General features: G+C 49.9%; 19 protein-coding genes. 8 read left to right on the forward strand and 11 right to left on the reverse strand.

The annotated features are described in order from the left end of the window. The first annotated feature begins 179 nt into the window (after window positions 1-179). A complete protein-coding gene (locus ACYU87_RS19260) occupies window positions 180-1322 on the forward strand; it encodes an acyl-CoA dehydrogenase family protein (RefSeq protein WP_461135709.1) in 1143 nt (380 codons plus the stop codon). 186 nt (window positions 1323-1508) lie between these two features. Here the strand turns inward: ACYU87_RS19260 and ACYU87_RS19265 are convergent, their stop codons facing one another. Beyond that, window positions 1509-1751, reverse strand: a complete 243-nt coding sequence (locus ACYU87_RS19265; RefSeq protein WP_461135710.1) for a GlsB/YeaQ/YmgE family stress response membrane protein — start codon at window positions 1749-1751, stop codon at window positions 1509-1511. A 68-nt stretch (window positions 1752-1819) separates the two neighbouring features. Continuing rightward, the gene (gene pgeF, locus ACYU87_RS19270; RefSeq protein WP_461135711.1) at window positions 1820-2587 is read right to left on the reverse strand and encodes a peptidoglycan editing factor PgeF; all 768 of its coding nucleotides are present in this window, start codon (window positions 2585-2587) and stop codon (window positions 1820-1822) included. 316 nt (window positions 2588-2903) lie between these two features. Here pgeF and ACYU87_RS19275 point away from each other — a divergent pair, with 316 nt between their 5' ends. The 4 genes from ACYU87_RS19275 to ACYU87_RS19290 all read left to right on the forward strand — a co-directional run bounded on the left by ACYU87_RS19275 (window position 2904) and on the right by ACYU87_RS19290 (window position 12147). Next, the gene (locus tag ACYU87_RS19275; protein WP_461135712.1) at window positions 2904-6941 is read left to right on the forward strand and encodes a hybrid sensor histidine kinase/response regulator transcription factor; all 4038 of its coding nucleotides are present in this window, start codon (window positions 2904-2906) and stop codon (window positions 6939-6941) included. A gap of 389 nt (window positions 6942-7330) precedes the next feature. Then, window positions 7331-8998: a putative maltokinase gene (locus ACYU87_RS19280; protein WP_461135713.1), complete on the forward strand. Its 1668-nt coding sequence runs from the start codon at window positions 7331-7333 to the stop codon at window positions 8996-8998. A gap of 210 nt (window positions 8999-9208) precedes the next feature. Next, complete coding sequence (glgB, locus tag ACYU87_RS19285) at window positions 9209-11221, forward strand: 1,4-alpha-glucan branching protein GlgB (protein ID WP_461135714.1); 2013 nt, start codon at window positions 9209-9211, stop codon at window positions 11219-11221. Window positions 11222-11370: 149 nt separating this feature from the next. Next, window positions 11371-12147: a hypothetical protein gene (locus tag ACYU87_RS19290; protein ID WP_461135715.1), complete on the forward strand. Its 777-nt coding sequence runs from the start codon at window positions 11371-11373 to the stop codon at window positions 12145-12147. Between the two features lie 15 nt (window positions 12148-12162). On the opposite strand, the gene fabG is transcribed toward ACYU87_RS19290, so the two are convergent. Continuing rightward, window positions 12163-12900, reverse strand: coding sequence for a 3-oxoacyl-ACP reductase FabG (gene fabG, locus ACYU87_RS19295; RefSeq protein WP_461135716.1), 738 nt, complete (start codon window positions 12898-12900; stop codon window positions 12163-12165). A 97-nt stretch (window positions 12901-12997) separates the two neighbouring features. Between fabG and ACYU87_RS19300 the strand changes: the two genes are divergently transcribed. Then, window positions 12998-13453 carry a YybH family protein gene (locus ACYU87_RS19300; RefSeq protein WP_461135717.1) on the forward strand — a complete coding sequence of 152 codons (456 nt, stop codon included), beginning with the start codon at window positions 12998-13000 and terminating at the stop codon, window positions 13451-13453. A gap of 27 nt (window positions 13454-13480) precedes the next feature. Here the strand turns inward: ACYU87_RS19300 and ACYU87_RS19305 are convergent, their stop codons facing one another. Continuing rightward, complete coding sequence (locus ACYU87_RS19305) at window positions 13481-14713, reverse strand: acyltransferase family protein (protein ID WP_461135718.1); 1233 nt, start codon at window positions 14711-14713, stop codon at window positions 13481-13483. Window positions 14714-14816: 103 nt separating this feature from the next. Here ACYU87_RS19305 and ACYU87_RS19310 point away from each other — a divergent pair, with 103 nt between their 5' ends. Next, window positions 14817-15233, forward strand: coding sequence for a MaoC family dehydratase (locus ACYU87_RS19310; protein WP_461135719.1), 417 nt, complete (start codon window positions 14817-14819; stop codon window positions 15231-15233). A 163-nt stretch (window positions 15234-15396) separates the two neighbouring features. Here ACYU87_RS19310 and ACYU87_RS19315 read toward each other — a convergent pair whose 3' ends face one another. Beyond that, a complete protein-coding gene (locus tag ACYU87_RS19315; RefSeq protein ID WP_461135720.1) occupies window positions 15397-15576 on the reverse strand; it encodes a histone H1 in 180 nt (59 codons plus the stop codon). A gap of 143 nt (window positions 15577-15719) precedes the next feature. After that, a complete protein-coding gene (locus ACYU87_RS19320) occupies window positions 15720-17024 on the reverse strand; it encodes an aminotransferase class I/II-fold pyridoxal phosphate-dependent enzyme (protein ID WP_461135721.1) in 1305 nt (434 codons plus the stop codon). A 270-nt stretch (window positions 17025-17294) separates the two neighbouring features. Between ACYU87_RS19320 and ACYU87_RS19325 the strand changes: the two genes are divergently transcribed. Further along, entirely contained in the window at window positions 17295-18815 is a 1521-nt protein-coding gene (locus tag ACYU87_RS19325; RefSeq protein ID WP_461135722.1) for an acetyl-CoA carboxylase biotin carboxylase subunit, read from the forward strand. A gap of 23 nt (window positions 18816-18838) precedes the next feature. Here ACYU87_RS19325 and ACYU87_RS19330 read toward each other — a convergent pair whose 3' ends face one another. The 5 genes from ACYU87_RS19330 to ACYU87_RS19350 form a co-directional block, all read right to left on the reverse strand. Beyond that, on the reverse strand, window positions 18839-21079 hold the full coding sequence (locus ACYU87_RS19330) for a sensor histidine kinase (protein WP_461135723.1): 2241 nt from the start codon (window positions 21077-21079) through the stop codon (window positions 18839-18841). 41 nt (window positions 21080-21120) lie between these two features. Continuing rightward, complete coding sequence (locus ACYU87_RS19335) at window positions 21121-22203, reverse strand: AAA family ATPase (RefSeq protein WP_461135741.1); 1083 nt, start codon at window positions 22201-22203, stop codon at window positions 21121-21123. A gap of 114 nt (window positions 22204-22317) precedes the next feature. Continuing rightward, window positions 22318-23235 (reverse strand): PorP/SprF family type IX secretion system membrane protein, encoded by a 918-nt coding sequence (locus ACYU87_RS19340; protein ID WP_461135724.1) that lies wholly within the window; start codon window positions 23233-23235, stop codon window positions 22318-22320. Between the two features lie 182 nt (window positions 23236-23417). Further along, complete coding sequence (locus tag ACYU87_RS19345; protein WP_461135725.1) at window positions 23418-25802, reverse strand: OmpA family protein; 2385 nt, start codon at window positions 25800-25802, stop codon at window positions 23418-23420. Window positions 25803-25896: 94 nt separating this feature from the next. Next, a partial coding sequence (locus ACYU87_RS19350; RefSeq protein ID WP_461133602.1) for a type IX secretion system membrane protein PorP/SprF occupies window positions 25897-26126 on the reverse strand: 230 nt, incomplete at its 5' end.

Below are 26126 nucleotides of genomic sequence, written 5' to 3' on the forward strand. Positions count from 1 at the left end.
TTTATTCAATTTTTTAATTCTTTTATGTTTCAAATATATAAAATTCATTAACAAAAAACTTAGGTAACGGTAGTTTAGACGGCCGATTTACCGATTAATTCCGGGCAAAAAGATTATTGAACTTCTCATAGAAAATGTTTAAATTACTCACTTGACACGGTATTGAAAAGACCTACGTTATGATAAACGAAATTGTAGAAAATCAAGAATTAATTGCCCAATCCGTCCGGGATCTGGCCGAACGCCTAATCAGGCCGAATATACGACAATGGGATGATAGTCAGCACTTTCCAGCAGAATTGTTTCAACAGCTGGGTGCACAGGGCCTGATGGGTGTACTGGTCCCAGTCGAATATGGTGGGTCGGGGCTCAGTTACCACGACTATGTAGCGGCTATCGTTGAACTCTCGCGCGTCGACGGCTCCATTGGCCTTTCGATGGCTGCCCACAACTCCCTTTGTACCAACCATATTTTATTATTCGGCGACGAAGATCAGAAACAAACGTACTTACCACGCCTGGCTACGGGCGAATGGCTGGGTGCCTGGGGCCTGACGGAACCAAATACGGGTTCTGACGCAGGCAACATGCGAACCACAGCCGTATCCGACGGTCAGGGCAACTGGGTTCTGAATGGGGCAAAAAACTTTATCACCCACGGAAAAAGTGGTCATGTGGCGGTGGTCATTGCCCGGACAGGGGAGCCCAATACGCCCCATAACGCTACTGCCTTTGTTGTTGAACGTGGTACCCCCGGTTTTTCGGGCGGGCGTAAAGAAGACAAATTGGGGATGCGAGCCTCCGAAACCACCGAAATGCTGTTTGTCGATTGCCGGATTCCGGATAGCCAGCGGCTCGGTGCCGTGGGCGACGGCTTCGTTCAATCATTGAAGGTTCTTGATGGTGGTCGTATTTCCATTGCCGCCCTCAGCCTTGGTATCGCGCTGGGTGCCTACGATGCTGCACTCGCTTACGCTAAAGAGCGCGAACAGTTTGGTCAACCCATTGCTACGTTTCAGGGAATAAGTTTCAAGCTGGCTGACATGGCTACCGATATTGAAGCGGCCAAATTGTTGACGTATCAGGCGGCTGCGCTGAAAGATGCCGGAAAGCCGGTGACGAAAGAATCGGCGATGGCGAAATTATTTGCTTCTGAAACGGCCGTTCGGGTAGCCAATGAAGCCGTGCAGATTTTTGGCGGTTATGGCTATACGAAAGACTTTCCAGTTGAAAAATTCTATCGTGATGCAAAACTCTGTACCATTGGGGAGGGTACCAGCGAAATCCAGAAACTCGTCATTTCTAGACAACTACTGAAATAATAGAGCCTGAATTCACGTAGTTTTCGACCCGCTTCACAGCACAACATGCAGGCTAAAATCATGAGCTGATCCTGCAAAGCCTATTAGTGACAGAGGCCCGGAGATCATACAACATAAGCCGACCAAATCAGTCGCTTATATTGTATGATCTCCGGGCCTCTGTATTTTGTATATCTGATTCTAAATTTACACCGTACGACGCGACCCTTTGATCAACGCTGCGATGCCAAGAATAATGACAGCGCCCACGAATGCCGTCAGGATTTGATCGAGAATGCTACCACCGCGACCAAAGATCCAGCCGCCTACAAAACCACCAGCGATACCGAGTAAAATTTCGGCAAACAGAGAGAACGAAAACCGTTTGAAAACAAGATCAGCCAGCCAGCCAGCTACTGCACCTACCAGAATTGATACGAGGATTCCCATGACGTTTGAGTGTTGAGTAAAAAGTATGTTGTAGAAACAGATACATAACTCCGTCAAATTAATTTTGTTTAATCGGCTACACCAATTACGGCCAGCATACGCCCGGTTTGCCCTTTTTCGGCCCGATACGAAAAATAAGTATCGTTATGGAGGACCGTTGAGAAAGGTGAAATCTCAAGCTGCGTCGCCGGAATACCAGCCGTTAACAGGAGGTGCGCGTTGGCAGCTTTTAGATCCACAAAACTTTTATTGCTGTCGGCAACCGCCCTCTTGAAGGCACCGTCAAATTGCTCCGCAACCTCGGGCCCAACATCGAACGTACATTCATCAATGCACGTGCCTATGTAGGCGTAACACCGCTCGGCCTCTGTTCCGAACTGTTGCTGCATACGCGCCAGTGTTTTTGTAACAATGCCACCCGCCGTTCCCCGCCAGCCCGCGTGAATAGCCGCAACCGCTTTGTGGACCGGATCGTATACAAGAACAGGCACGCAATCAGCAACGGTTACGCCGATTAATAAACCGGGTTTGTCCGTAACGAGCGCATCGTAACCCGTGTAGCGGCCTGATTCTGTAGCGTACAGGACTTCATTACCATGCACCTGGTGTGAGGAAGCAAACGGGTATGCGTTAGCCCCAATGGCGCGAAAGAAACGACGGCGGTTCTCGTCAACATTAGCCATATCGTCGTCGGTATTAATGCCCAGGTTGAGTGACGTGAACGGGGTCGGACTGATACCCCCATGTCGGGTACTTTCAGCCGCAATAAGTTCAGGAAAACCCGAAAACAGGGCAGGTGACCGATATAAAGAGGTATGCGCCGGTTGGTCAGTCATGGGGTAGTCTGTAAAGGAAGTTGAGTTATACGATCAGCAGATTGGTCGTTGATCAAAAGTACTGGCCAGTCCTGTTTTATCCAAAAATGGCCCTGGTGCAGTCCAGCAGGCCTGTACAGAAATACCTGCTTCACTGGAACAGGAGAATTGGGACGTTCGTATTCTTTATTACTGGCTTCTGAATGAAATCTGATTGTGTAGTTAAACACTCGCCAACGGGTATCAGTTGGGCACCGTACGGAATGGGCTAATTTTACTTAATTTTGTTACTATAAAGTTTACTGCTAACCTTATGGTACGTATATTCCTGCTTTGTATGTTACTGACTTTAGCAGGGCAGGGCTTCTCACAAGTACAGCCTATTACTAATGCTGTAGCCATCAGGGAACAAAGTCAGCCTATTGCCAATCAATTTGACCACCTGTCTGTTAAAGACGGGCTGTCCAATAATTCGGTCAATTGCATTCTCCAGGACCGGGAAGGGTTTATCTGGCTTGGTACCAACGAGGGCTTAAACAAGTATGACGGTTATACTTTTACAGTTCTGCAACATGACCCGAATCGCCCGAGGCAGAGCTTTCAGAACAATTACATCACTGGCTTGTGCGAGGATCATTCCGGCCGGTTGTGGGTTGTAACCGAGGGGGGCGGACTGCATGAAGTAAACAAAAAAACGGGTCTCGTTTCGCCACACCTCATTCAGACCAAAGAAGCTTACCGATGGAATAACCAGCTTTCTATTTATGAAGATAAAAAGGGGCTCATCTGGCTGAGTACGTTTGCCGGGCTGGCCCGTTACCAACCCGATCAGCACCGGTTTACACTTTATCCATCGCCCCAGCCCGGCGTACCCATCAAAACGGTTTTCGAAGACCGCCAGCATCGCTTCTGGGTGGCAACGAACCGGGGCTTATATCTCTTTGATCGGCAGACGGGTCAATTTTCCCCCCTACCCGTTCGGGAAATAACCGATAAACAGCCTGCGTTCATTTCCTTTCATCTCGACGCAAACGATGTTCTGTGGCTCGGGACAGCAGGACGCAGTCTTTACCAGCTTGATCTACGCCATCAGCCCTGGCAATTGACTCCGTACAATCCGGGGGGGCTAATCAACCCGTTTGTCTACATGAACTCGCTCCATCGCGATACAAACGGAACCCTGTGGGTGGGCACAACGAACGGCCTGCAAGGCATCAATACACAACGTAATCAGGTTTTTACCTACCGCCCTCAACCCAATGCCTCCAAAGGAATTAGCAGCATTAACGCCCAGGCCGTTTATCACGATCGTTCGGGAATGCTCTGGGTAGGCACGGACAATGGCATTGACCGCCAGTCCGTTACGACAAAACCTTTCCAGACGTATCAGGTAACCCCCAACCGGGGTACGGCAAATTTGCCCGAGAACAAGGTAGTGGCCCTGCTGAAAGACAGTTACGATCAGGTCTGGCTCAGTAATCAGCACGTCGTTTATAGAAAAAAAACCGGTAAGAGTCATTTTGACGCCATTCCATCCGCCGAACTGGGGTCTATCGGTCAGCACGAGAACCTGATCTGTGCCCTACTGACGAATAAATCAGACGGCATCTGGCTGGGCACTACCGATGGCCTGTATCAGTTCGATCAGGCATCTGGCCGGTTTCGTGGGTACCCCTCCGAAGTACCCGCCCAATTTCTGGATCGCGCGCCTTCCGGCGACTTATGGCTTGGTGGCGAGGGGGGTATTGCGTCGTTCAATCCTGCTACCCACCGATACACCTATTATAAAACAGGTCCCGATGCGCTGCCAGACAAGTATGTCCACGGCGTTATGGCGAGCCGGACGGGCGATATATGGGTGCTGATACAACGACAGGGAATTTGCCGTCTCCATCCGCAAACGGGGCACTTCACGCGTTACACAGCCGGTTCTGCGGGCCGGTTGAGCAGCAACGATGTGCAGTCCATTTACGAAGATGCCAGCGGTATCATATGGGTTGGTACGCATCAGGGAGGCCTCAATCGCTTCGACCCGAAAACGGGACTATTTTCCGTGATTTCCCACGCAAAGGGCCTGCCGGGAAACAATGTGCTGGGCATCATTAGCGATCACGCCGGCCATTTATGGTTGAGCACCGATCAAGGCTTGTGTGGATTTGATCCCAGCAACGGGGTCATACGTAATTACGAACTGAGCAATGAACTACCGAGCAATGATTTTGTCCGAAATGCGACGTTTCGGCACCGTACCAGTCTCTATTTTGGTAGCCTGAACGGAGCCGTTTATTTTAACCCGGACAGTATTCGGGATGACAAACGCCCGTTTCCGGTTTACATAACGGAGGTTAATGTCATGGGGCAGAAACGACCACCAACGGATAGTATACTTACCCTGAATTACGACGAGAACTTCCTATCGTTCAGATTCTCGGCCCTTGCCTACAATCAGCCCCAGCAAAATCAGTATGCCTACCAGCTCGTTGGGGTCGAAAAAGACTGGGTTCAGAATGGGAACAGTCACGTTGCCAACTACACCAATTTGTCGCCGGGCCACTATACATTTCGCGTTAAGGCAGCCAACAGCGATGGTATTTGGTCTGCCCATGAAACCTCTGTCAACGTGGTGATTCACCCGCCCTGGTGGAACACGTGGTGGGCCTATTTTCTATATGGCTCGCTGGTAATAGGTACGCTCTGGGCGTATTTTCGATTCTACACGAACCGGCTCAAACAGCAGCAGGAGCTGGAACTGAACCGACGCGAAGCCGAACAACTCAAGTCGGTCGATGAGTTGAAGACGCGTTTGTTTTCCAATATTACCCACGAATTCCGGACGCCCCTATCGCTGATTATTTCGCCCGTTGAGAAGCTGGTACAGGATGGACGTCTCGACGTTTCGACCCGGCAAATTCTGGCTCTCGTACAGCGAAATGCCGATCAGTTGCTTCGTCTTATCAATCAGTTGCTTGACCTCTCGAAGCTGGAAGCCCATCACATGAACGTGTCGCTGATGCGGGGTAACGTAGCGGATTTCATCAACCACATCGTCGAATCGTTCCGGCCGGGAGCCAATCAGAAAAACATACAACTCGTCTACAGATCCTCAGCGACAACGCCTGATGAACAGTTGTTTGATGCCGACAAGTGGGAGAAAATTCTGACCAACTTACTGTCGAATGCCCTGAAATTTACGCCGGAGGGTGGCCACGTAACCGTTTCGCTGGAGAAAGCCTCGCCGTTGGGCACCCAAACTGATAGCCATGTACTGATTCGTGTCACCGATTCGGGAATTGGTATTTTGCCAGAGAATCTGCCGCACATTTTTGACCGCTTTTATCAGGTCGATAACTCGCGTACCCGTTCGTACGAAGGCACAGGCATCGGACTGGCGCTGGTGAAAGAATTGGTCGAGTTGCTGGGGGGTACTGTTACCGTAGAAAGTCAGCGGAACCTGGGTACTACCTTCCTGCTGACTTTACCCGTCTCATCCGTGCAGGAAAAGACCGATGCGCCTTACGTGACCTTGTACACAAGACAGCCTGCGCTCCTCGATTCGGAATCGGCTCCGGCACCAACCGACGCCGAGGACTCATCCATCGAGGATCTCCAAAAGCCGCTCATACTTGTTGTCGAAGATAACACGGAGCTACGCGATTTTCTGGCGGCTGAACTGGCCGCTTCGTACCAGATTCTAAGTGCCACGAATGGGAAAGTAGGCTGGCAACTGGCACAAACCGAACTACCCGATATTGTACTTTCGGATTTGATGATGCCCGAGATGGACGGCTATGAACTGACGCAACACATCAAAAGCCATCCCGACACCGACCATATTGCGGTCGTTCTTCTGACCGCCAAAGCAGCTCACCAAAGCCGTATGGAAGGGTTGCAGAGGGGAGCTGACGATTACCTGGCGAAACCTTTTCACTTAGATGAACTGCATGCCCGGCTGCACAACCTGATCAAGCGCCAGCAGAAGCTTCGCGATCAGTATCGTCGGCAGCTCACCCAGCCCGATTTGCCTGTGGCATCGGCTCCGATGCAGGACCCATTTCTGCAGAAGATTTATGCCATTCTGGACAAACACCTCGACGATTCAACAATTAGCGTAGACTGGCTGGCGGATCAGCTATCCATGAGTCGCAAAACGCTCTATCGGAAAACCCATAGTCTGATTCAATTACCCCCCAATGAGCTGATCCGACACTACCGGCTCCGCAAAGCGGCTGATTTTTTGCGGGAAGGCCATACTGCCGCAGATACCGCCTATCTGGTTGGCTTCAAAACGCCGTCGCATTTCTCGATTCTTTTCAAGGAGTTTTACCAGAAAACCCCTACTGAGTTCATTGCGCACGCAGTGAAGAACAGTCAATAAACGCTTTTTTTGGACGTACACAACTTAATGTCCCAAATCAGAAAGCATTTGTCCCAAATCAGAAAGTCAATGTAAAGACGCCTATATACATTTGATGTACGCTACTTTCTATCCACACCTCTCATTCTTCCTGTTAGTCCGATACCAATTACCATCATAAAAGCCGACCCTGTATGAACAGGGTCGGCTTTTTGCAGTTAAGCCTTTAGCTGTAAGACTGACTCGACTGTTCATCGCCTGACTGGTTGACTGCCTCATGGCGATTTTCTAACTACCCACAGGCACACGATCTAGTCTTTTTTCTACTATTGTCAATTTCTTTTTTGTCATGTAATCAAGAAATAGTTGACTTTTGCGATGTGCCACCTTACCTTATTCGCTTTTCATGTATGCTCACGACGCAATCGCTTAACCTGCCTACTTCCTGGCTCGACGCGGGTTCGAACGGCCAGTTCTGGGAACTACTGACGCAAACGTTACTGCCCCCTTATGTTAACACGTGCCGGTGGTTTGCGGGCAAAGCCCGACAACAAACCGGCTTTGCCGTGAGAACCGTGCACACGCTTCCTCTGGCGGATGGCGACGTTGCCTATTTAGTCATTCTGGAAGCCAGCTATGCCGACGGCATTCCCGAAAACTACCTATTGCCGATTTCTTTTCTGGCCGACAATATCGGCAGCGCACTATCCTTTCAGCTAAGTGATGTTCCTGAGAAAGGACGGATCGGCGAGGCTACCATTGCCAGACAGACGGGCCTGCTGATCGACGCCATTTACGACGAGCGGTTTCGGGCAGCCCTGTTTGCGGACATCTATCAGAATCAGACGTTACCACAAACCGATGGCTCCCTCGCCTTTCATCGGGGAAATGGACTGGAAGAAGGCGATGCCTTCCTTCCTTCGCGCGTACTGCCCGTCGATTCGAGTAACTCGGCCATGACCTTTGGGGATAAGTATTTCCTTAAACTATACCGGAAGCTCTTCCAGGAAACAAACCCGGAAGTTGATATGGTGGCCTTCCTAACGGACGAGAGCAAATTTGACCATATTCCGGCTTTCGGGGGAAGCATTATCTGGCAAGCTAACCACAGGCCCGATATTACCCTGGGTATGGTGCAGCGCATGGTACCCAACGACAAGGATTCGTGGATGCAAACCGGCGATTACCTCAACGATTTCCTGTACGCCGTACCCCAGCGCCTGTTCGCGATTCGGGAAGACGTGTTCGACAAAGTCGAGCTGCTGGGACGTCGAACGGGCGAAATGCACTGCGCCCTGTATAAACCATCCCGCCCCGGCGCATCTACCGATCCGGCTTTTGCCCCGGAGCCGTTTACGGACGACTACCGCGAGTTTCTGATCAAACGGTTTGACGACCTGCTCGAACGCCGGTACGCCCTGCTCATCGACAATTATATGAAGCTCGACATACAGGCGCAACGACTGGCCTGGGTATTCATGGAGGCCAAAGAGATGATCGATGCTTTCATCGCCGACTTCCGTACACGCCCAATCGAATCGCTCCGAATCCGCATTCATGGCGATTACCACCTCGGGCAGGTACTGGCAACCGAAAACGATTTTGTTATTATTGATTTCGAGGGAGAGCCGGAAAGCAGCATCACCGAGCGCAAGATAAAACATTCGCCCCTGAAGGACGTAGCCGGTATGATCCGTTCGTATCACTATGCGGTTTCGGCCAAGCTGTTCAACTCGACAGAAACCGACGCCCTGGACCCCGATCACCTGCAACGGGTATCTGACCGTTGGTTTTACCTGATCCGGGATACGTTTCTGAATGCTTACCTCGATGTGTTTGGGGCTCCGCATCCGCTGTTTAGAAACAACAGTGAAATCAACTTTCTGCTGCTGATTTACCTGCTCGAAAAAGCCGTTTACGAGTTGGGATATGAAATCAGCTACCGGCCATCGTGGGTAAAAATCCCGCTAAAAGGCATTATTGATGTTATTCGTGAGATTGAGAAAATCCGTCTGAGCGACGGCAATACCAGTTCTCATGTAGCCATGCTGCAAACGAATCTGCTGCAAACCAAGTAAGAACAAAGTTACTGGTATAACCACGTAGCCTTGTCTGCAAACGTATAACCCACAGATAATAATAACCCGAGTACACGTGAGCATAAATTCCAGACAGCGTGCCTCTATCCAACGGGCAAATTGACCGGACATTTTTGTAGGTAAGGGTAAGTTTTTTTCTAACTTTCCGCTTCTGATCACGTTCAATAACGTATCTATTAGTCCCAACCAATGGCAAAACGCAAAACTTCTACACCATCGGCCGAAACCGAACCAACGGTGCAATCTACAATACCCGAACAACCTGCGAGTTCCCCGGTCCAATCGGACGAAGCCGCTCAGGATGCCGGTGCTTACTCGCGCTTCTCCGACTTCGACATTCACCTGTTCCGTAGCGGAAAACACCAGAAACTTTACGAAAAATTTGGCGCTCACGTTGTGGAACACAACGGAGTAGTTGGTACTTATTTTGCCGTATGGGCTCCCTCGGCTAAGTACGTATCCGTTATCGGCAATTTCAACGGCTGGAACAAAGGAAGTCAGCCGATGAATGTTCGCTGGGATTCGTCGGGCATCTGGGAAGTATTCATTCCGAACATTGGCCGGGGCGAAACGTATAAGTATTTCATTGTCAACGAGAACGGTCGCGAATTGGAGAAGGGTGATCCTTATGCGCATTGGTGGGAAATACCCCCCAAAACGGCTTCCGTTGTCTGGGATACGTACCATGAGTGGCAGGATCAGGACTGGATGTCTACCCGGAAGGAGAAAAACGCCCTCGATGCAGCCATTTCAGTCTACGAGATGCACCTGTCTTCCTGGCGCCGGGACCCCGGCGATCCGGAGCGGGAGTTGACCTATGGTGAAATTGCTGATGCCTTGGTGCCTTATTTGCAGGATCTGGGATTCACTCACGTGGAGTTTATGCCCATTATGCAGTATCCCTACGCACCATCATGGGGTTACCAGATTACCGGGTACTTTGCCCCCAGCAGCCGTTTTGGCACACCACAGGAGTTCATGCAACTCATTGAGCGCTTGCACCAGGCGGGCATCGGTGTGTTTCTGGACTGGGTTCCCTCCCATTTTCCGGGCGACGCACACGGCTTGTATGAGTTCGATGGTTCGCACCTTTACGAGTACCCAGACCCCCGAAAAGGATACCATCCTGACTGGAAAAGCTACATCTTTAACTACGGTCGGCCAGAAGTTCGCTCGTTTTTGATTAGCAACGCTATGTTCTGGCTCGACCGCTGCCACGTTGATGGCCTGCGGGTCGATGCGGTAGCGTCTATGCTTTATCTGGACTACTCCCGTAATGCCGGCGAGTGGGAACCCAACATTTTTGGTGGCCGCGAAAACCTCGAAGTCATCTCGCTCATCAAGGAAATCAACGAAGCGATCTATAAAGACTTCCCGGACACCCAGACCATTGCGGAAGAGTCGACGGCTTTCCCGGGCGTATCCCGCCCTGTATACACGGGTGGACTTGGCTTCGGCATGAAGTGGATGATGGGTTGGATGAACGACACGCTCCGTTACTTCGAGCGCGATCCGGCTTTCCGCAAATTTCATCAGGACGAACTGACATTCAGTACAGTATACGCCTATACGGAAAACTTCATGCTGCCTCTTTCGCACGATGAAGTTGTGTATGGCAAGCACTCGCTGGTTGGAAAAATGCCCGGCGATGAGTGGCAGCGCTTTGCCAACCTGCGACTTCTGTTTGCGTACATGTTTACCCACTCCGGCACCAAACTTATATTTATGGGTGGCGAATTTGGGCAAACGTCGGAATGGAAATTCGATACCAGCCTCGACTGGCACCTGCTCGAATTCGCTCCGCACAAGGGCGTACTGAGTTGCATGAAAGCCCTGAACGCTCTTTATAAGACGGAGCCCGCCATGTACGAGCGTAATTTCTCGGCCGACGGCTTTGAGTGGATCGATACTACCGACCGGGAAAACAGCGTCATTAGCTACATGCGTAAGGGAAACCGCCCCGAAGATAACTTATTGATTGTCCTGAACATGACGCCCATCCCTCGTACCGGTTATCGGATTGGGGTGCCAGCCGCGGGTTCTTACAAAGAAATCTTTAACAGCGATGCCGTTGAGTTTTACGGGAGTGGTGTTATCAATGCATCTCCGATTTCCAGTGATGCAGAGTCATGGCATGGCCGCTCTCAATCAATCAATGTGAACATCCCACCGCTGGGTGCTGTGGTGTTAAAAATGGTATAATATAGTAAAGTACGGGTGATTGGTTAGCCGGGCATGCATGTAAAAGCCAAACATGTTCCGTTAACTCATCACCCGTATTCCAGTTTAATTTGCGTCTGTTAGCTCCCTATCCTTAACTATATTTGCCCAGCAACTGCCTTACTGTATTAATGAAGCAATTACTTAGTTTATTATTACTCAGCGCCTTACCTTTTTTTACCTTCGCCCAATCGCCGGTAGCGGCTCGTCTTAGCAGCGGTTACGACCTGGGAATAGCCTATTCAAAAAATAATTACAACCCCTCGGCTACCTATTATCAACTGATCAATATCGGCGAACACAAACGTTTTTCGCTTGGCTGGACAGCTCGTTTGGGTGCCTTTTATGGCAACGACATAAATTACTATACCGCCCCGGCTCGCCTGACGCGCGAAAAAACCGGTTTCAATGCATTATCGGGTCCCATCGTGGTTAATAATATAGATACCGTTCGGTACGACCATGTGTCCATGACCTCGCTGAACATTGGTTTTCGGGCGCAGATCAATCTGGGAAGGGTGGAGATAGGAGCCAGCGCCGATCTGTTGGGCGTCTCATTCGGCCGATCACGAACGGGCCGGTATCAGTCATCCACCGGTCAGTTCCAGATAAAGTCATCGACAGGTGCTGATTCAATAACGAATTCCTTCACGGGTGCCAATGCGCTTCAGAAATCCCGTCCAAGCCTTATGAATCTGCGCTTACTCGGCGATAATGACCTGGGCACGCTGGCGACGGAACTATACGCCCGGGTTCGGGTCAGCCAGCGAGTAGGCGTCAAACTGGGTTACCAATGGCTCACTACCGAAACAACCGTCTCTAACCGGGATATTGTGGCGGACAACAATCGTTTCCGTAACCGCGCGAACATGGCTTATCTGGCTGTGACGATACCAATCTTTTACTGATACTAATAGAGCGATTTACAAAGCCTGTCCCCCATTGACGGCTAGCACGTGTCCGTTCACGAATGACGCTTCGTCGGAAGCCAGAAACAAATAGGCATTGGCAATATCTTCTGGCTGGCCAATGCGCCGTACGGGAATGGTGGCTACCGCCTGATTGCGCACCTCATCGGGCATGGCGTCCGTCATAGCGGTTTGTATAAAGCCCGGTGCTACAGCATTCGCGGTAATGCCCTTGGGGCCAAGCTCTTTCGACCAGGACCGTACCATACCGATAATACCCGCTTTGGCTGCGGCATAGTTGGTTTGCCCGAAAGCACCATGCACCCCATTGATGGAAGAGGTACAGATAATGCGTCCGTATTTTCGCTCGATCATATACGGCGCAATAACTTTTGTGCAATTGAACACACCCGTCAGGTTCACGTCAATCACCTGCTGCCATTCGTCAAACGACATTTTCAGGAGCGTTTTGTCACGTGTGATGCCTGCATTATTGATCAGAATATCAATTCGCCCGTACTGGTCATACACGTCCTTCGCGGCCCGCTCAATTTCAGCTACGTCTGTTGTACTGACATGCCTGAAATAGCATTGAAACCCCTGATCCCGAAGCTGTTGAGCGGTTGTTTCGCCCTCCTCCAATAAGTCCCAGATAAGTACGGTGGCGCCCTCCCGGCAAAATACGTTAGCAGCAGCCTGCCCGATACCCCGGGCGGCTCCGGTAATGATGGCGACTTTATCCTGTAGTCTCATAACTCAGTGATCAAAATAATCGTTAACCTTAACAAACCAGTATTGTCGTAGTCCACTCCACTTGTCAACGTTGCCCCCGGTTGATAAACTTCTTTATATGAAACAGTTCTTTTGCGTTTCCTTGCTCAGTCTGCTGGCTTTCCCCGCCTTGTGTCAGTCGTCATCATCTCAAAAGTTGACCGCAAACCGCGACCGGCGGTCTATTCTGGAAACGCTGAAACGACAAACCGATGATTGGAACGCCGGGCGCGTCGACAGGTTTATGACCAGCTACTGGAATTCAGACTCGCTAACGTTCGTCAGTAAAGCGGGCGTTACCTATGGTTATCAGGCTACCCTGGCAAACTATAAGAAGCGCTACCCCGACCGGGCATCCATGGGTACCCTTAAATTCGACATTCTGCAACTGGATTTACTGACGCCAACCATGGCCTACGTCATTGGCCGGTTCCAGCTCACGCGCCCGGAAATTGGCAATACCGAAGGGCACTTCACTTTACTCTGGCGTAAAATCAAAAATCGCTGGATTATCGTCAGCGATCATTCCAATTAGCCGTACGGGCCACAGTCCAGCTGTTATTTATTCGTTCACCCGCTCACTGATCAGTTGAGTAGGCTCCTTCGCGGATATGCGTTCACGAAGCTGGGTAACCGGCTTTTCAAAGAATTTGAATAGCAACGTCGATAGGAACAGGACGAGTACCCAGAATAAACCAACCTTGAACCAGCCGGTAGCCAGGGAAGTGGTTGGTATCCGCTCAATGAACGTAACCATAATGGGGGTCAGATTGAGCAGATACATCGAGTAGGAAATCAGGCTGATATGCGTGATGGCCCGAGCAAGACCGAACCGCGCCCACGGGCCCGTAGCCGTACGCCAGCCGTCCATATATGGCATCAGGAGCGCCATACTCAACCCAATAGCGGGAAAATAAAGGGTGCGTTTGTAGAACGTGTACGCGTGAAAAAAACCAAGATCACCATAAAATTTTATGATAAATACCGATGAGGTGAAGGCTGCAATAAGCGTTAGCGTTAAGCCAATGCGCAGCAACCGGCGACGCAGCGCATCATTCCGCCAGCGCTCGGGAAAGTAATTTTTTACGTAAGCAGCCAGGACTCCGTATGAAATGGCATCCAGTCGGGTAATTACGATACCCCGATACCCTAGCTCCCCTTCAGTAATCGGTATCTGAATAGCCGTAATGAAACGGTATAGATTGGTTCCGATAATGATGAACAGAATCGTTGCCAGAACTATGCGTTGCCGCGGCCAGCTGGCCGACAAGAGCATGTGAAAAAGCCACAGTACCAACGGCAGCGTTATATACGACCATTCTTCGATGGCTAGACTCCAGGTTTCAGGAAAGAAATCCGGGATGTAATGCGCAAAGTTTTGCAGAAAAAAGAAATAGGTAACCAGCGTGCCGGTATCGGGTAGCTTGTGCTGAAGGCCGCTTCGTAGCGCTTGTAGTAAGGCAAAGGCAATCAGTCCGCCCAACACGAGGTAATAGTTGGGTAACGTACGAAACCACCGGCGCGTCCAGAAATTTATCAGTAACTGCCGGTCGAATGTTGCTTTTTTCTCGTACGACCGAATGAGTATTCCTCCGATCAGAAAGCCGCTCAGAACAAAAAACAACTCAACGCCATCGGGCAATAAATGATGCCAAAAGGCGCCACTGTAATAGTCTTTCAGGGCAACGGTTGCGTGCGCATCCACCACAATCAGAATAGCAGCCGCCCGCATAATGTCTAAGCCGAATACGCGCTTTGCTGTCGCTGTATCGAGTTCAACTAGATTTCTCAGCATAATTACCACGAAGGTACAGTTGAATGCTAAATTAAGCGTTCGGAATGAGGAATGATTTAACGGGAGATTACGAACTTTACCGGCTCATTATCCATCCGTCACTATGATTCCTGATTTTGGCCTTCACGCGGTTCATCGTTATTCGTTTCGCTTCTCACAGGCTGATGTAGCCGATTTCGCCAGGGTTACCGGAGACAACAACCCGCTTCACCTCGACGCTGATTTTGCGGCCCAAACGCCCTTCAAGCGCCCTATTATACATGGCATGCTAGGTGCCAGCGTTTTTACGAAAGTGCTTGGTACCGAGTTTCCCGGTTACGGATCGGTCTACCTGGGGCAAACGTTCGAATTTCTGCGACCCATGTTCGTCGACACCGATTACGAAGCTACGTTCACCGTGCAGTCAATCGACTCAGCCAAGCACACCGCTCAAATTCTGGGTGAAGTTCGGGACAAACAAACCGGTAAGGTGACGACCAAAGGCATTGCTACGCTTATGCACCGGGAAAAGATCTCGTAGAGCCGCAACCCCTTGCGGCTCTCATGCGTCAGTCATAACCAGCCGATGTAGTTGATACAACCAGCCGATGCATTAGCCGCAAAGGGTTGCGGCTCTACGCAAAAAACACCCCCGCCTGTATCAGACGAGGGTGTTTCATTTACTGGCCAAGGCGACCGTTTACTTATTCAGCACTGTTTTTAGCGTTCTGAACTTCAGAGCGTATTTCCTGTGCTAACGTCTTCAAATCCTGCATTCCTTTGCGAACGCGAGTTCCGGCAGCCTGGTTATTTTTTTCGTAGAATTTCTCGAAATCACCTTCAAGCGATAGAACCAAATTCTTTACTTCATCGAAGCGTGCCATAGCGATTTGTATGGGGTTAAGTGTATAAAATGCCCAAATTCCGCTAAAAACGCGGTTTTAGATCGAAATTTAGTCATTCTGTCATATAGCGCAATAGGCAAGACAAAAAAATAGCCAGAAAATGCAATTTTTTTACTAAAACTCTATTCACTGGCTGCTTCCGCCGATACTTCGATGGTTTCCGGAGCGATTTCGGTCGTATTCTGGCGATAATATCCTTTTTCCAGGTTATCGGCTACTTTCGAGAAAGCTTCCAGTGTATACTGTACATCGGCGAGCGTATGAGCGGCTGTCGGAATGATCCGAAGCATCACGATTTCTTTTGGAACAACCGGATAAACAACGATCGAACAGAAGATACCGTGGTTCTCGCGCAAGTCACGGATCAAGCCTGTTACTTCGGGAATTCCTCCTTTCACATTTTGTAAAAGAACCGGCGTTACCGGCGATTGGGTGTCACCGATATCGAAACCCCGCTCACGTAATCCGTTCTGAAGGGCACGCACATTTTCCCATAGCTTATCGCGGAACTCCGACGAGTTGCGAATCATATCCAAGCGCTTCAACCCACCTACCACGTAAGGCATTGGCAGGGCTTTGGCGTAGGTTTGCGACCGCATGTTGTACTTGAGGTACATGATGATGTCGTGATCGGCCGCAATGAACGCACCGATAGCTGCCATCGATTTGGCGAACGTCGAGAAATACAGGTCGATCCCATCCTGGCAGCCTAGCATTTCACCAACACCCGCGCCGGTTGCGCCCATCGTACCGAAGCCGTGCGCATCGTCGACCAATAACCGGAATTCGTATTTTTCTTTTAGCGCAACAATCTTATCCAGGCTACCTACTTTGCCGGACATACCAAATACGCCTTCTGTAACGACCAGGATGCTACCGCCTTTTTCAGCTGCTTTTTTAGTGGCCCGCTGGAGGTTTTTTTCCAGACTGGGCATGTCATTGTGGTTGAACTTATAGTATTCGCCCATTTTGGCTTTGTGCAACCGAATACCGTCGATCAGACAGGCGTGACACTCCGCATCATAAACGATGACATCACGGTGGTCAACAACCGCTTCGATGGCCGACATAACCCCCTGATAACCGTAGTTTAACAGGAACGAATCTTCTTTACCAACAAACTCCGCCAACTCCTTTTCGAATTGCTCGTGCAGATCGCTGTTTCCCGACATCATCCGAGCGCCCATTGGATAGGCCAGTCCCCATTGCGCCGAAGCATCGGCATCCGCCTTACGGATCTCAGGATGGTTACCCAACCCCAGGTAGTTGTTCAGGCTCCAGTTCAGCACTTCCTTCCCCCGAAAACGCATGTGCGGGCCAAGTTCGCCTTCAAGTTTAGGAAACGCGAAATAATGGTGGCCATTGAACTCCCGTGCTGGCGAACCAATGGGCCCTAAGTTGTTACGTAGTTTCTCAAATAAATCCACTTATTGCTATTGTTTATCAGGGCAAACCCTTACTTTATTACTGAGTAAGTGCAAAAATACGGTTAACTTTCGGTAGCACAAATTCAAGTTCGTAAAATTCAATTTGATAATCGTTTTGTGACAAATTTGTATTATTGATTTCTTGTCCGGCCGGGCACTCTGGCGGTATGCCGCCAGACCCATCTAAATTTGCTAATCCGTAGTCGCATCCCGGCTCAAACCTGTACCGCAGCCATGTTACTCAAGTGGCTTCGTCCGTCAGATAACCTTATGCCAACGATCAAAAAACTTCTTATTGCGAACCGGGGCGAAATCGCTTTACGGATCATGCGAACAGCCCGGGAAATGGGCATTCAGACGGTAGCCATTTACTCCGAAGCCGATCGTACGGCCCTCCACGTTCGCTATGCTGATGAATCGGTCTGTGTTGGTCCGGCTCCCTCGTCTGAGTCTTACCTTCGGGCAGATGGTATCATTGACGTGTGTAAACGACTGCACGTCGACGCTATTCATCCCGGCTACGGTTTCTTGTCCGAGAATGCCAACTTTGCCCGCGCCGTACGTGATGCCGGGCTGATCTTTGTTGGTCCCTCGCCCGAGAGCATCGAGATCATGGGCAGTAAACTGGCCGCCAAGGCCGCCGTAGCGAACTACAATATTCCCATGGTTCCGGGTACGCCATCAGCCATCGACGGGTCCGCTCAGGGACGGGCTGAGGCCAAACGCATATCAGCCACGATTGGCTACCCGATTCTGATAAAAGCCAGTGCTGGCGGGGGTGGTAAAGGCATGAGGGTGGTCGAAAATGAAGCTGATTTTGATGAACAGATGGACCGGGCCGTTAGCGAAGCGCTGTCGGCGTTTGGCGATGGATCGGTATTCATCGAGAAGTATGTCACCTCGCCCCGGCATGTTGAGATTCAGATCCTTGGCGATCAGCAAGGCAACATCATTCACTTATTTGAACGCGAGTGTTCTATACAACGCCGACATCAAAAGGTGGTTGAAGAAGCTCCTTCGTCTATTCTGACGCCCGAGATTCGAGATGCAATGGGCCGGGCGGCTGTCGATGTGGCGCGCGCCTGTGGGTATTACGGTGCGGGTACCGTCGAATTTATCGTCAACGATAACCTCGACTTTTACTTTCTCGAAATGAACACGCGCCTACAGGTGGAGCACCCCGTTACGGAGCAGATTACAGGGGTAGACCTGGTCCAGCAAATGATTTACATTGCCGAAGGCAAATCCCTGGCCATCAGGCAGGAAGATTTAACGATAAAGGGCCACGCCATGGAAGTGCGGGTTTACGCCGAAGACCCGGCCAACAATTTCTTACCCGACGTTGGTACCCTCGATACGTATGTCCGGCCACAGGGAAATGGCGTGCGGGTAGACGATGGGTTCGAGCAGGGCATGTCTATTCCAATCTATTACGACCCGATGATCGCCAAGCTCATCACCTACGGTGATACCCGCGAGGAAGCTATTCAGAAAATGATTCGGGCCATTGATGAGTACCAGATTTCGGGCGTTCAGACCACGCTGGCTTTCTGTCGGTTTGTGATGGAACACGATGCCTTCCGATCGGGGCAGTTCGATACGGGCTTCGTAAGCAAGTACTTTACACCTGATAGCCTCACTCCTCCACCCAATACTACTGAAGATCAGTTAGCGGTTGTGCTGGCAGCCTGGTTACTGAACAACAAGCCGAAAAGTGCCGCGCAATCACCAACCAATGAGATGACTGTAACGACTAGGCCAAGTAAATGGAAAGCTAACCGGCTGCGGTAACATTCGCCAGCCAATCAGGCGAATCAGTCATGGAGCGCTGTCCTCGTAGACGACTGTTCATCTACTGCCACACTCAACGTAAATTCAGTACCTTCACCGGGTGTGCTATCCACGGTTATCGTACCACCATGCCCTTTTGTGATGATGTCATAGGATAACGAGAGACCCAGCCCCGTTCCACTTCCGGCGGGTTTAGTCGTGAAAAAAGGCTGAAATAGTTTAGCTTTCACTGACTCGGGCATACCCGTACCGTTGTCCAGTACGTGAACTTCTACCTGGTTGTTCACATAAGCCGTACGAACGGTTACGGTGGGTTTATAGGCTATTTGAGCTGTTGCATCGAGCTGGTTCTTCTTTTCGGTAATGGCATAGAACGCATTCGCAAACAGATTCAGTAACACCCGGCCAACATCCTGCGTAACCACATGAATGACAGGCAGAGTCGGGTCAAAGTGGGTGACCAGTTCACAGTTGAAACTTTTCTCTTTGGCCCGAAGTCCATGATAGGCCAGGCGAAGATACTCATCAACCAGCGCGTTGAGATCTGTAAGCTTACGTTCGCCCGTTGACATACGGCTATGCTCAAGCATTCCCTTCACAATGCTGCTGGCGCGATTGCCGTGGTAAGCAATCTTCTCCAGATTCAGCGCTATATCGCTCATAATTTCGTCGGCATACTCCTTCTCCGAATCAGTCAATTTCTGTAAGGGGCCCTCCTTCAATTCATCCAGCAACTCAACGCTCACATCGGAGAAGTTGGTAACGAAATTCAGTGGATTCTGAATCTCGTGGGCAATGCCCGCCGTCAATTCGCCTAACGACGCCATTTTCTCTTTTTGTATAAGCTGGTTCTGCGTCGCACGGAGGTTATCGAGGGAGGTCTTTAGTTGAGCCGTTCGTTCGTCAACCTGCTGTTCAAGAAGTTCTTTCTGGCTTTCGATGATTCGAATGCGTTCCATTTCCCGTTCCTTCTCCACCTGTTCGCGCTCAATAATCTGCTGAGCTACCCGCCGACGAGCCAGGTTGTACCGATTCACAAGCGCCCCCGAAAAGAAAATGATCAGCCAGGCAAAACAGGCATTTTCAACATATTCGGACCCCACACGGACTTGCTTTGGCACCTCGATGCCGAAATACATACCCAGCACCCGGTTCGTTAGGGTATAAAGCCACAATAAGAACAGAGGTGTTGTGGCCAGTAAAACAAAGCGTGCGTCAGCTGATCCGGCTTTTATCATTCTCAACATGAGCATGATACACAACAGGTAAACCAGCCGAATCAGCACCTCGATTATAAACTCAACGGTGTCTGTTGAAATCCATGTAACCCTATACGAGAAAAACAGCCCGATATCTATAAGCACGGTAGCCCATAGAAATAGGGAAATGAATGTATTCAGAGGAGAAAAATCCGGGCCAGGCTGAATAAACTTACAGATCGACTGGACAAAAAATACGAAATAAACGATAAAGAAAAAGTAAGCCAGCAGGCTGAATTCGTAAGGATATTCATCGAAAAAAGCCAGTTGAATACGGGACTGGTTTCGCGATAGGGTAAAGAAGAACAGGCTGACAGAAAAATACAGATAGACGCGGTCTTTTATGGAGAAGAAAATAAACAGATTATAAAAAACCGCCAGCAAAAGAATGCCGATCATGATTCCGTCAAAAAAGTAAGATTCCCACCCATTCTCTACCCGGATATAAGTAAAGAGCGCATCGACTCGCTCGCGCTCCGTTTGCAGTTGCGTGGAAACATACGTCAAGGGAGGCCACCAAAATACGCGTTCCGAGCGCTGGTAAATGGTTGTCTGCTGGCCCGGCGCCAGGCGAAAAAATAGTCTGTTCCGCTCTTTATTTCCCTTTCGGTCGGGTAACTGGCTTTGCGGAATGAGGCCACCCGTACGTTGGTGTTGCCACCGACTTCGGGCATCGAGCCAGTACATATCCAGGTAATTACTGGAGAAATCACACAAATAAAGGTTCAGCGTGTCGGGCAGTGCATTTATAACCCGCATCCGAACCCAATACACATGCGAACGTCGGGCAGGATCATACGAAGGCTCGACGCGAAAATCTGGATTTTCCTGGACCTGCTTGAAGGTAAACTTCCCTTCCCGATCTTCGAGTATCTGGAGATGGGTTGAGTCAATAGTTAGCGCCGTGTCTTTTTTAATTTCATAAACAGGTGGCCAGGTCGTTTGGGCAAAACCCGGCAACAGAAGTCCTGCCCAGAAGCAGAAAAACAAAAAACAGCTTTTCATTCGTGAATAGAGTCGGACCAAAGCCGTTAGGCAGGTACAGGTCAAAAACCAACTTTTTGTGCTTCCTGCCGCTCCCCCGAAACGGTTTGCTCATCCAGATTGAATATATCAGCCAGCGTCATGGGTTGATCCGTCCGGTACGTCATACCGAGTTCAGTGAGCAGGCTGTTGGCTTTGGCTGATGTCAACTTACCAAACGCGTAATCAACCATCAGGCGTCCTTTTCGAAGTAATGCCTTGTCTAATAAATGCTTACTGGCGTTGAAAGTCGCAATCACTTGGATGTGCATGCAATCGGCCAGCAACCCATCGGTAAGATTCAGGATATTCGAGACACTGTTGGTATCTCCTCCTGCTTCGCGCGACTGAAGTATCCGCTCGGCATCTTCAATAATGAGCACCGACTCTTTGTTATCCAGCAAAAACGGAATTATTTCGGGCGAAGTCAGGTAGTTCGTCATGTAAGGCGGCAAAATAAGCATGTCCTTTTTGACCAACGAACTAAGGTGTTTGATGTAAGTCGTTTTGCCGGTTCCGGGCTCGCCGTGCAGCAGGATCAGCCCCTTGCTTTTGGGTTGTGCCAGTAAGTTGACCAACCGCTCATGCACAGCCGGAAAATCATCATTGTAGTGCAACTCAAGATTGATATCGGGCGGCAGAATCTCGACCCGCTCCGTATGCAATCCACCTAAACCACTCTGGATCAAATAGATGTGCGTCTGATTATCTTCATGAACGTATTTGTGTTCCTGAATTCCATCCAGCAGAACCTTGGCCGATGCCTCATCGCGGTAGTAGCCATAAAGCCGAAAGAAGCGATCGCCCACGTATTCGGCCTTCAGAATCACCCCGTCCTCGTGCTGAAAAATCCGCTCAATAACGTGCCAGCCCTCATCGTTCACCCGTGTCGAACTGTTGACCATCGTAAAACTGCGGCTGTCCAGCAATTGCTGAGCCGAGGGCTTAAAATCATCGTTGAAATGCAGGTAGTTCGGATAGCTGCCGAACGTTTGAACGTAATGGGGAGCCAGCGGAAACTCGCGGTCGAGATCGCTGGGAATGTACAGGTTCTGAATAGTGGTTTGATTAGGCATATGACTGTTGGCCGACAAATAGCGCAACATATCGGCTTTGGAAACCTCGCTGTAGGCTTTCAATCAGACGTTAAATTACGGTGTATGTAGGCACGAAGGTACCGAAATTTCTCTTATCGATTGAAAACGAGGAGTATCCCGCAACTAATACATAAATTTAAGGGCGTTGGGCGAAAAGCGGAGCATGATTTCATGAACGCTTTTCTGATCGTACTGCATGGCGTTCGGGCTCTCCGGCGTTTGCGAATTGAAGGTGTACGCCAGCCGGATAGCTTTTGTCAGCTGGTATTCAGCAAAAGCCTGCAGGTAGTTGGTTTGAATAAGCCCCGGACTGTTTTGCCGATACGACAGCCCCAGCCCAAATTCCTCATCGAACCAGGCCCGCAGATTTATGTCGACACCGAGTGGTCGGTCAGCTATTTTTGAGACGAGCAGGGATGGGATAAGCACGGTCGTTTCGCCCACCTCAATGGGCGCGCCCGCCTGGAACATAATTGGCCGGGCGCTTTTGTATACATAGCGGCCTGTAGCGTCCGTTACCTGACCGCCCAGTTCGGGGGCGGAAATGCCCGCAAAAAAGCGATCCGACTGGTAATAAACCCCGACGCCCAGGCTGGCAACGGCCCGATTTATACTAGCAGCCGTTGTTACGTCGTAGATGGGAATTACATTAACACCTCCCTGAAAACCAATCGACAGTTTGGCTAGCGCAGGCATGTTGAAGCGATAAGCCACGCTCCCATACGCACCCGTTGTGGCAAACAAGCCCATTCGATCGTTCAACGCCTGAAAGCCCAGCCCAATTCGACCGTTGGCAATAGCACCATCGGCTGAAACACTCTGCGTTACTGGCGCATACCGAACGCTAATCCATTTGCGTCGAAGAAAAGCCGATAATTGGAAGGACTCACGACTACCGGCATAAGCCGGATTTATGCTCAGCGGATTCAGCAGATACTGCGAGTAAAGTACCTCTTTTTGGGCCTGAACGCGCTGGCTGGTTAACAGAATAAAACTGCTTATGAACAAGCACTTGACTAAGGTATAGTGAGTAAACCGCATAGGAACGTCGAATGAGCAAGTAATTTGCAGGAGTTACGACTAAAAACCTAAAATGCCGGGTATCCTATTTAGGTACAGGAGACCCGGCATTTTACGGATAGCTAGTTGACAGATTCTGGCCCGGCTTTAAATCATTGATTTTTAGGAACTGGGATCCCGTTTCAACGTGATTTATCGCGGCCTTATAATTTCATTATTTTTATTTCCGTCCGTCGGTTTTGCTGATGCTCCTCTTCCGGACAGTTCACACCGTCCTTGCATTCGTTCAGCAATTCGGTCTCGCCGTATCCTTTTGCCACTAACCGTTTTGATGAAATACCTTTCGATTTCAGATAGTTCACGGCCGCTCGCGCCCGATTACTCGACAATGTTTTGTTGTACGCAGCCGTAGCCCGGCTATCAGTATGCGACCGCATTTCAATGGTCATTCCAGGGTATTTGGCTAAAAGAGCGGCCACTTTATCCAGTTCAACAGCCGCATCGGGGCGGATGGTCGACTTATTAAGGTCGTAGTAGATATTATCGATCTTGATAATGTCTCCTTTTCTGAACATGGTCAGGTCAGTGGTACCCGTTCCGTCTTTGGCTACGTGCCCGCCAATGGTTCCCAGGTTATTCTTTATGGCTTCGAGGGAGTAGTCACAGCCGGGCTTAATCGCAAATTCATAGCTCCCATCAGGCCCGGTAACGGCTTCCTGAATAGTACCATCACAACCATTCACCAAAACCACCTTTACGCCAGCAATGGGTACTTTATCCGTTTGAGCCGTTACCCGGCCCCGTAAGGTAGTAGCCGCTGATCGATTATAAACTCTCGACTGGTCCAGTAAAATTTCCAGACGAGATGGCTGATCATCCGAAAGGTCTTTCGTCGAAAAACCAACTTTATTATCGAGATAGCCCTCGCGTCTAGCCATAAAATTAAAATCGCTGTCAGCATTAAGACATAGTCGCACCAGCCCATCGGCATCCGTTTTCAGGTTTTTTTGCTTATCATTAACCGGATTGTCCATGGCGATCTGCGTATTCGCCAGTGGTTCCTTGGACAGTGCATCAATGACACTTACGGTCAATTCGCGGCATGGGTACAGCGCCCCGGCACGAGTGAACCGGTACACATCATCATCGGCACCACCATGTTTGCGATTGCTGCTGAAGTAGCCAGCGTTACGGTTTCCATCAGTCACGATACCAAAATCATCCTGCGACGAATTGATTGGTTCGCCCAGGTTGCGGACAACCGGCCTCTGCCGACCATCAGCTGGTAGCTGCGCATAAAAAATATCCAGCCCGCCTAGACCAGACCGCCCATCCGACGAGAAATAGATATTGCCTTTTTCGTCGGCGAAAGGAAAAAGCTCATTTCCTTTCGTATTGATTTCTTTACCAAGATTTACGGGTTCGCCCCACTTTCCGTTTGTCCATGTAGAAACGTAAATATCCGTTCCACCCAACCCACCAGGCCGGTCAGACGAAAAATAGAGAAGTTGATCAGGTTCACCGTTGCTATTTTTCGATAACGCCGGATGCCCGGTCGAGTATTCATTGCTGTTGAATAGCAATTCGTCGGCCTTGCTCCAGACTCCATTAAGTTGAGTAGCCGTATACAACTTTAACTTGTTGATACCATCGGTACTTTTCCGGTATTTGCCTTCGTTGAAATTATTACGGGTAAAAATAACCCGGGAGCCATCCTGGCTAAACGTAGCAGGACCTTCGTGGTATTTTGTATTCAACGACCGACTGAACCGATCGGATTCGCTGATTGGCTGGTCTTCATAACCCATATTGATGGTATTTCCGCCATAAAAACCAACCGTGCGTGTGTCGTTGGCGGTCTGTGCTGTAAAGTCATCACTACCCAAAGGCCGACTCAAGTGCGCTTTATCGCCCTTCGATAAGGAGTTCCCCCCGCCTAGACTAGACGCCTTTGACACCCGTATTGTCGCGAGATCTGGTAGATAATACAGATCCAGAAAGGGTGTCTTATTCCACTCAAATACGCGTTTTATTCCATCCCTGCTTCCCGCCGAAACGAATACCAGCCCATCTTTATAGATTACCGGACTAAATTCAGCCTTTCGGGTATTCATGGTCAGAAAATCAACCTGGTAGCTTCCTGCGTTTCGGGTGAGCACGCTCGCATCGCTGTAAAGTTTCGTGAATGATGAACTTCGCTTATCATTCGCTTGTACACTTCCGTATTTGTCATAAGCCTCCTGCGCTTCACGGTATTTTCCGTTGCTCGCCAGAGCTTGAGCATAAAATAAATAGTATTTATTGTAATCGGCAGATAACGCACTACCGTTTATCAGGTCATGATACACCCGTTCGGCATTCTGCGTATCATGCGTTTGCTGATAGCTATACCCTAATTTAGCCCTTGCATTTCGACGTTCATCATCCGTTAGTTTGCCAGAATTGGCAAGAGCCTGTTCATACAATTCAATTGCGCGTGTGTACGACAATTGATTGAATTGCTGATCAGCTTTTTTGGTAAGCGATTGGGCTACCGACGGATTAGACGCCAGCCCAAAGAGAGCCAGAATAACTAGAAAACGTGTCATACACTACGAAAGATGAAAAGCCGCAAAAGCAAAAAGGTATATTCTCATGATACTGGAGAATATACCTTTTCAGTGAGCAAATACTAGGCCGAAATTAGAAATACCTCGGCGTCAGAATACGATTCTTGCCGAAGCCGAACTCGTACCGAATCATCACCTCGTGCGAACTCGGCGCTACGCTCTGCAACTGGCTCAGTGTCCGATCATACGCATACCCGAACCGAAGCTGATCCGTCAGCTGGACCTCCAGCAAACCCACCACCGCATCGGTGGTGTAACTCGTCCAGCTCGAAAACTGGTGACGCCGGAGCGACGTGCCCACCG

The organism is Spirosoma lituiforme, assembly GCF_054776635.1.

What these genes read in the sequence shown, in the direction of transcription:
- ACYU87_RS19260 (WP_461135709.1), top strand. Translation starts at nt 180, where the DNA reads ATGATAAACGAAATTGTAGAAAATCAAGAATTAATTGCCCAATCCGTC.
- ACYU87_RS19290 (WP_461135715.1), top strand. Translation starts at nt 11,371, where the DNA reads ATGAAGCAATTACTTAGTTTATTATTACTCAGCGCCTTACCTTTTTTT.
- ACYU87_RS19265 (WP_461135710.1), bottom strand. Translation starts at nt 1,751, where the DNA reads ATGGGAATCCTCGTATCAATTCTGGTAGGTGCAGTAGCTGGCTGGCTG.
- ACYU87_RS19315 (WP_461135720.1), bottom strand. Translation starts at nt 15,576, where the DNA reads ATGGCACGCTTCGATGAAGTAAAGAATTTGGTTCTATCGCTTGAAGGT.
- pgeF (WP_461135711.1), bottom strand. Translation starts at nt 2,587, where the DNA reads ATGACTGACCAACCGGCGCATACCTCTTTATATCGGTCACCTGCCCTG.
- ACYU87_RS19280 (WP_461135713.1), top strand. Translation starts at nt 7,331, where the DNA reads ATGCTCACGACGCAATCGCTTAACCTGCCTACTTCCTGGCTCGACGCG.
- ACYU87_RS19330 (WP_461135723.1), bottom strand. Translation starts at nt 21,079, where the DNA reads ATGAAAAGCTGTTTTTTGTTTTTCTGCTTCTGGGCAGGACTTCTGTTG.
- ACYU87_RS19345 (WP_461135725.1), bottom strand. Translation starts at nt 25,802, where the DNA reads ATGACACGTTTTCTAGTTATTCTGGCTCTCTTTGGGCTGGCGTCTAAT.
- ACYU87_RS19310 (WP_461135719.1), top strand. Translation starts at nt 14,817, where the DNA reads ATGATTCCTGATTTTGGCCTTCACGCGGTTCATCGTTATTCGTTTCGC.
- ACYU87_RS19325 (WP_461135722.1), top strand. Translation starts at nt 17,295, where the DNA reads ATGCCAACGATCAAAAAACTTCTTATTGCGAACCGGGGCGAAATCGCT.
- glgB (WP_461135714.1), top strand. Translation starts at nt 9,209, where the DNA reads ATGGCAAAACGCAAAACTTCTACACCATCGGCCGAAACCGAACCAACG.
- ACYU87_RS19305 (WP_461135718.1), bottom strand. Translation starts at nt 14,713, where the DNA reads ATGCTGAGAAATCTAGTTGAACTCGATACAGCGACAGCAAAGCGCGTA.
- ACYU87_RS19335 (WP_461135741.1), bottom strand. Translation starts at nt 22,203, where the DNA reads ATGTTGCGCTATTTGTCGGCCAACAGTCATATGCCTAATCAAACCACT.
- ACYU87_RS19275 (WP_461135712.1), top strand. Translation starts at nt 2,904, where the DNA reads ATGTTACTGACTTTAGCAGGGCAGGGCTTCTCACAAGTACAGCCTATT.
- ACYU87_RS19300 (WP_461135717.1), top strand. Translation starts at nt 12,998, where the DNA reads ATGAAACAGTTCTTTTGCGTTTCCTTGCTCAGTCTGCTGGCTTTCCCC.
- fabG (WP_461135716.1), bottom strand. Translation starts at nt 12,900, where the DNA reads ATGAGACTACAGGATAAAGTCGCCATCATTACCGGAGCCGCCCGGGGT.
- ACYU87_RS19340 (WP_461135724.1), bottom strand. Translation starts at nt 23,235, where the DNA reads ATGCGGTTTACTCACTATACCTTAGTCAAGTGCTTGTTCATAAGCAGT.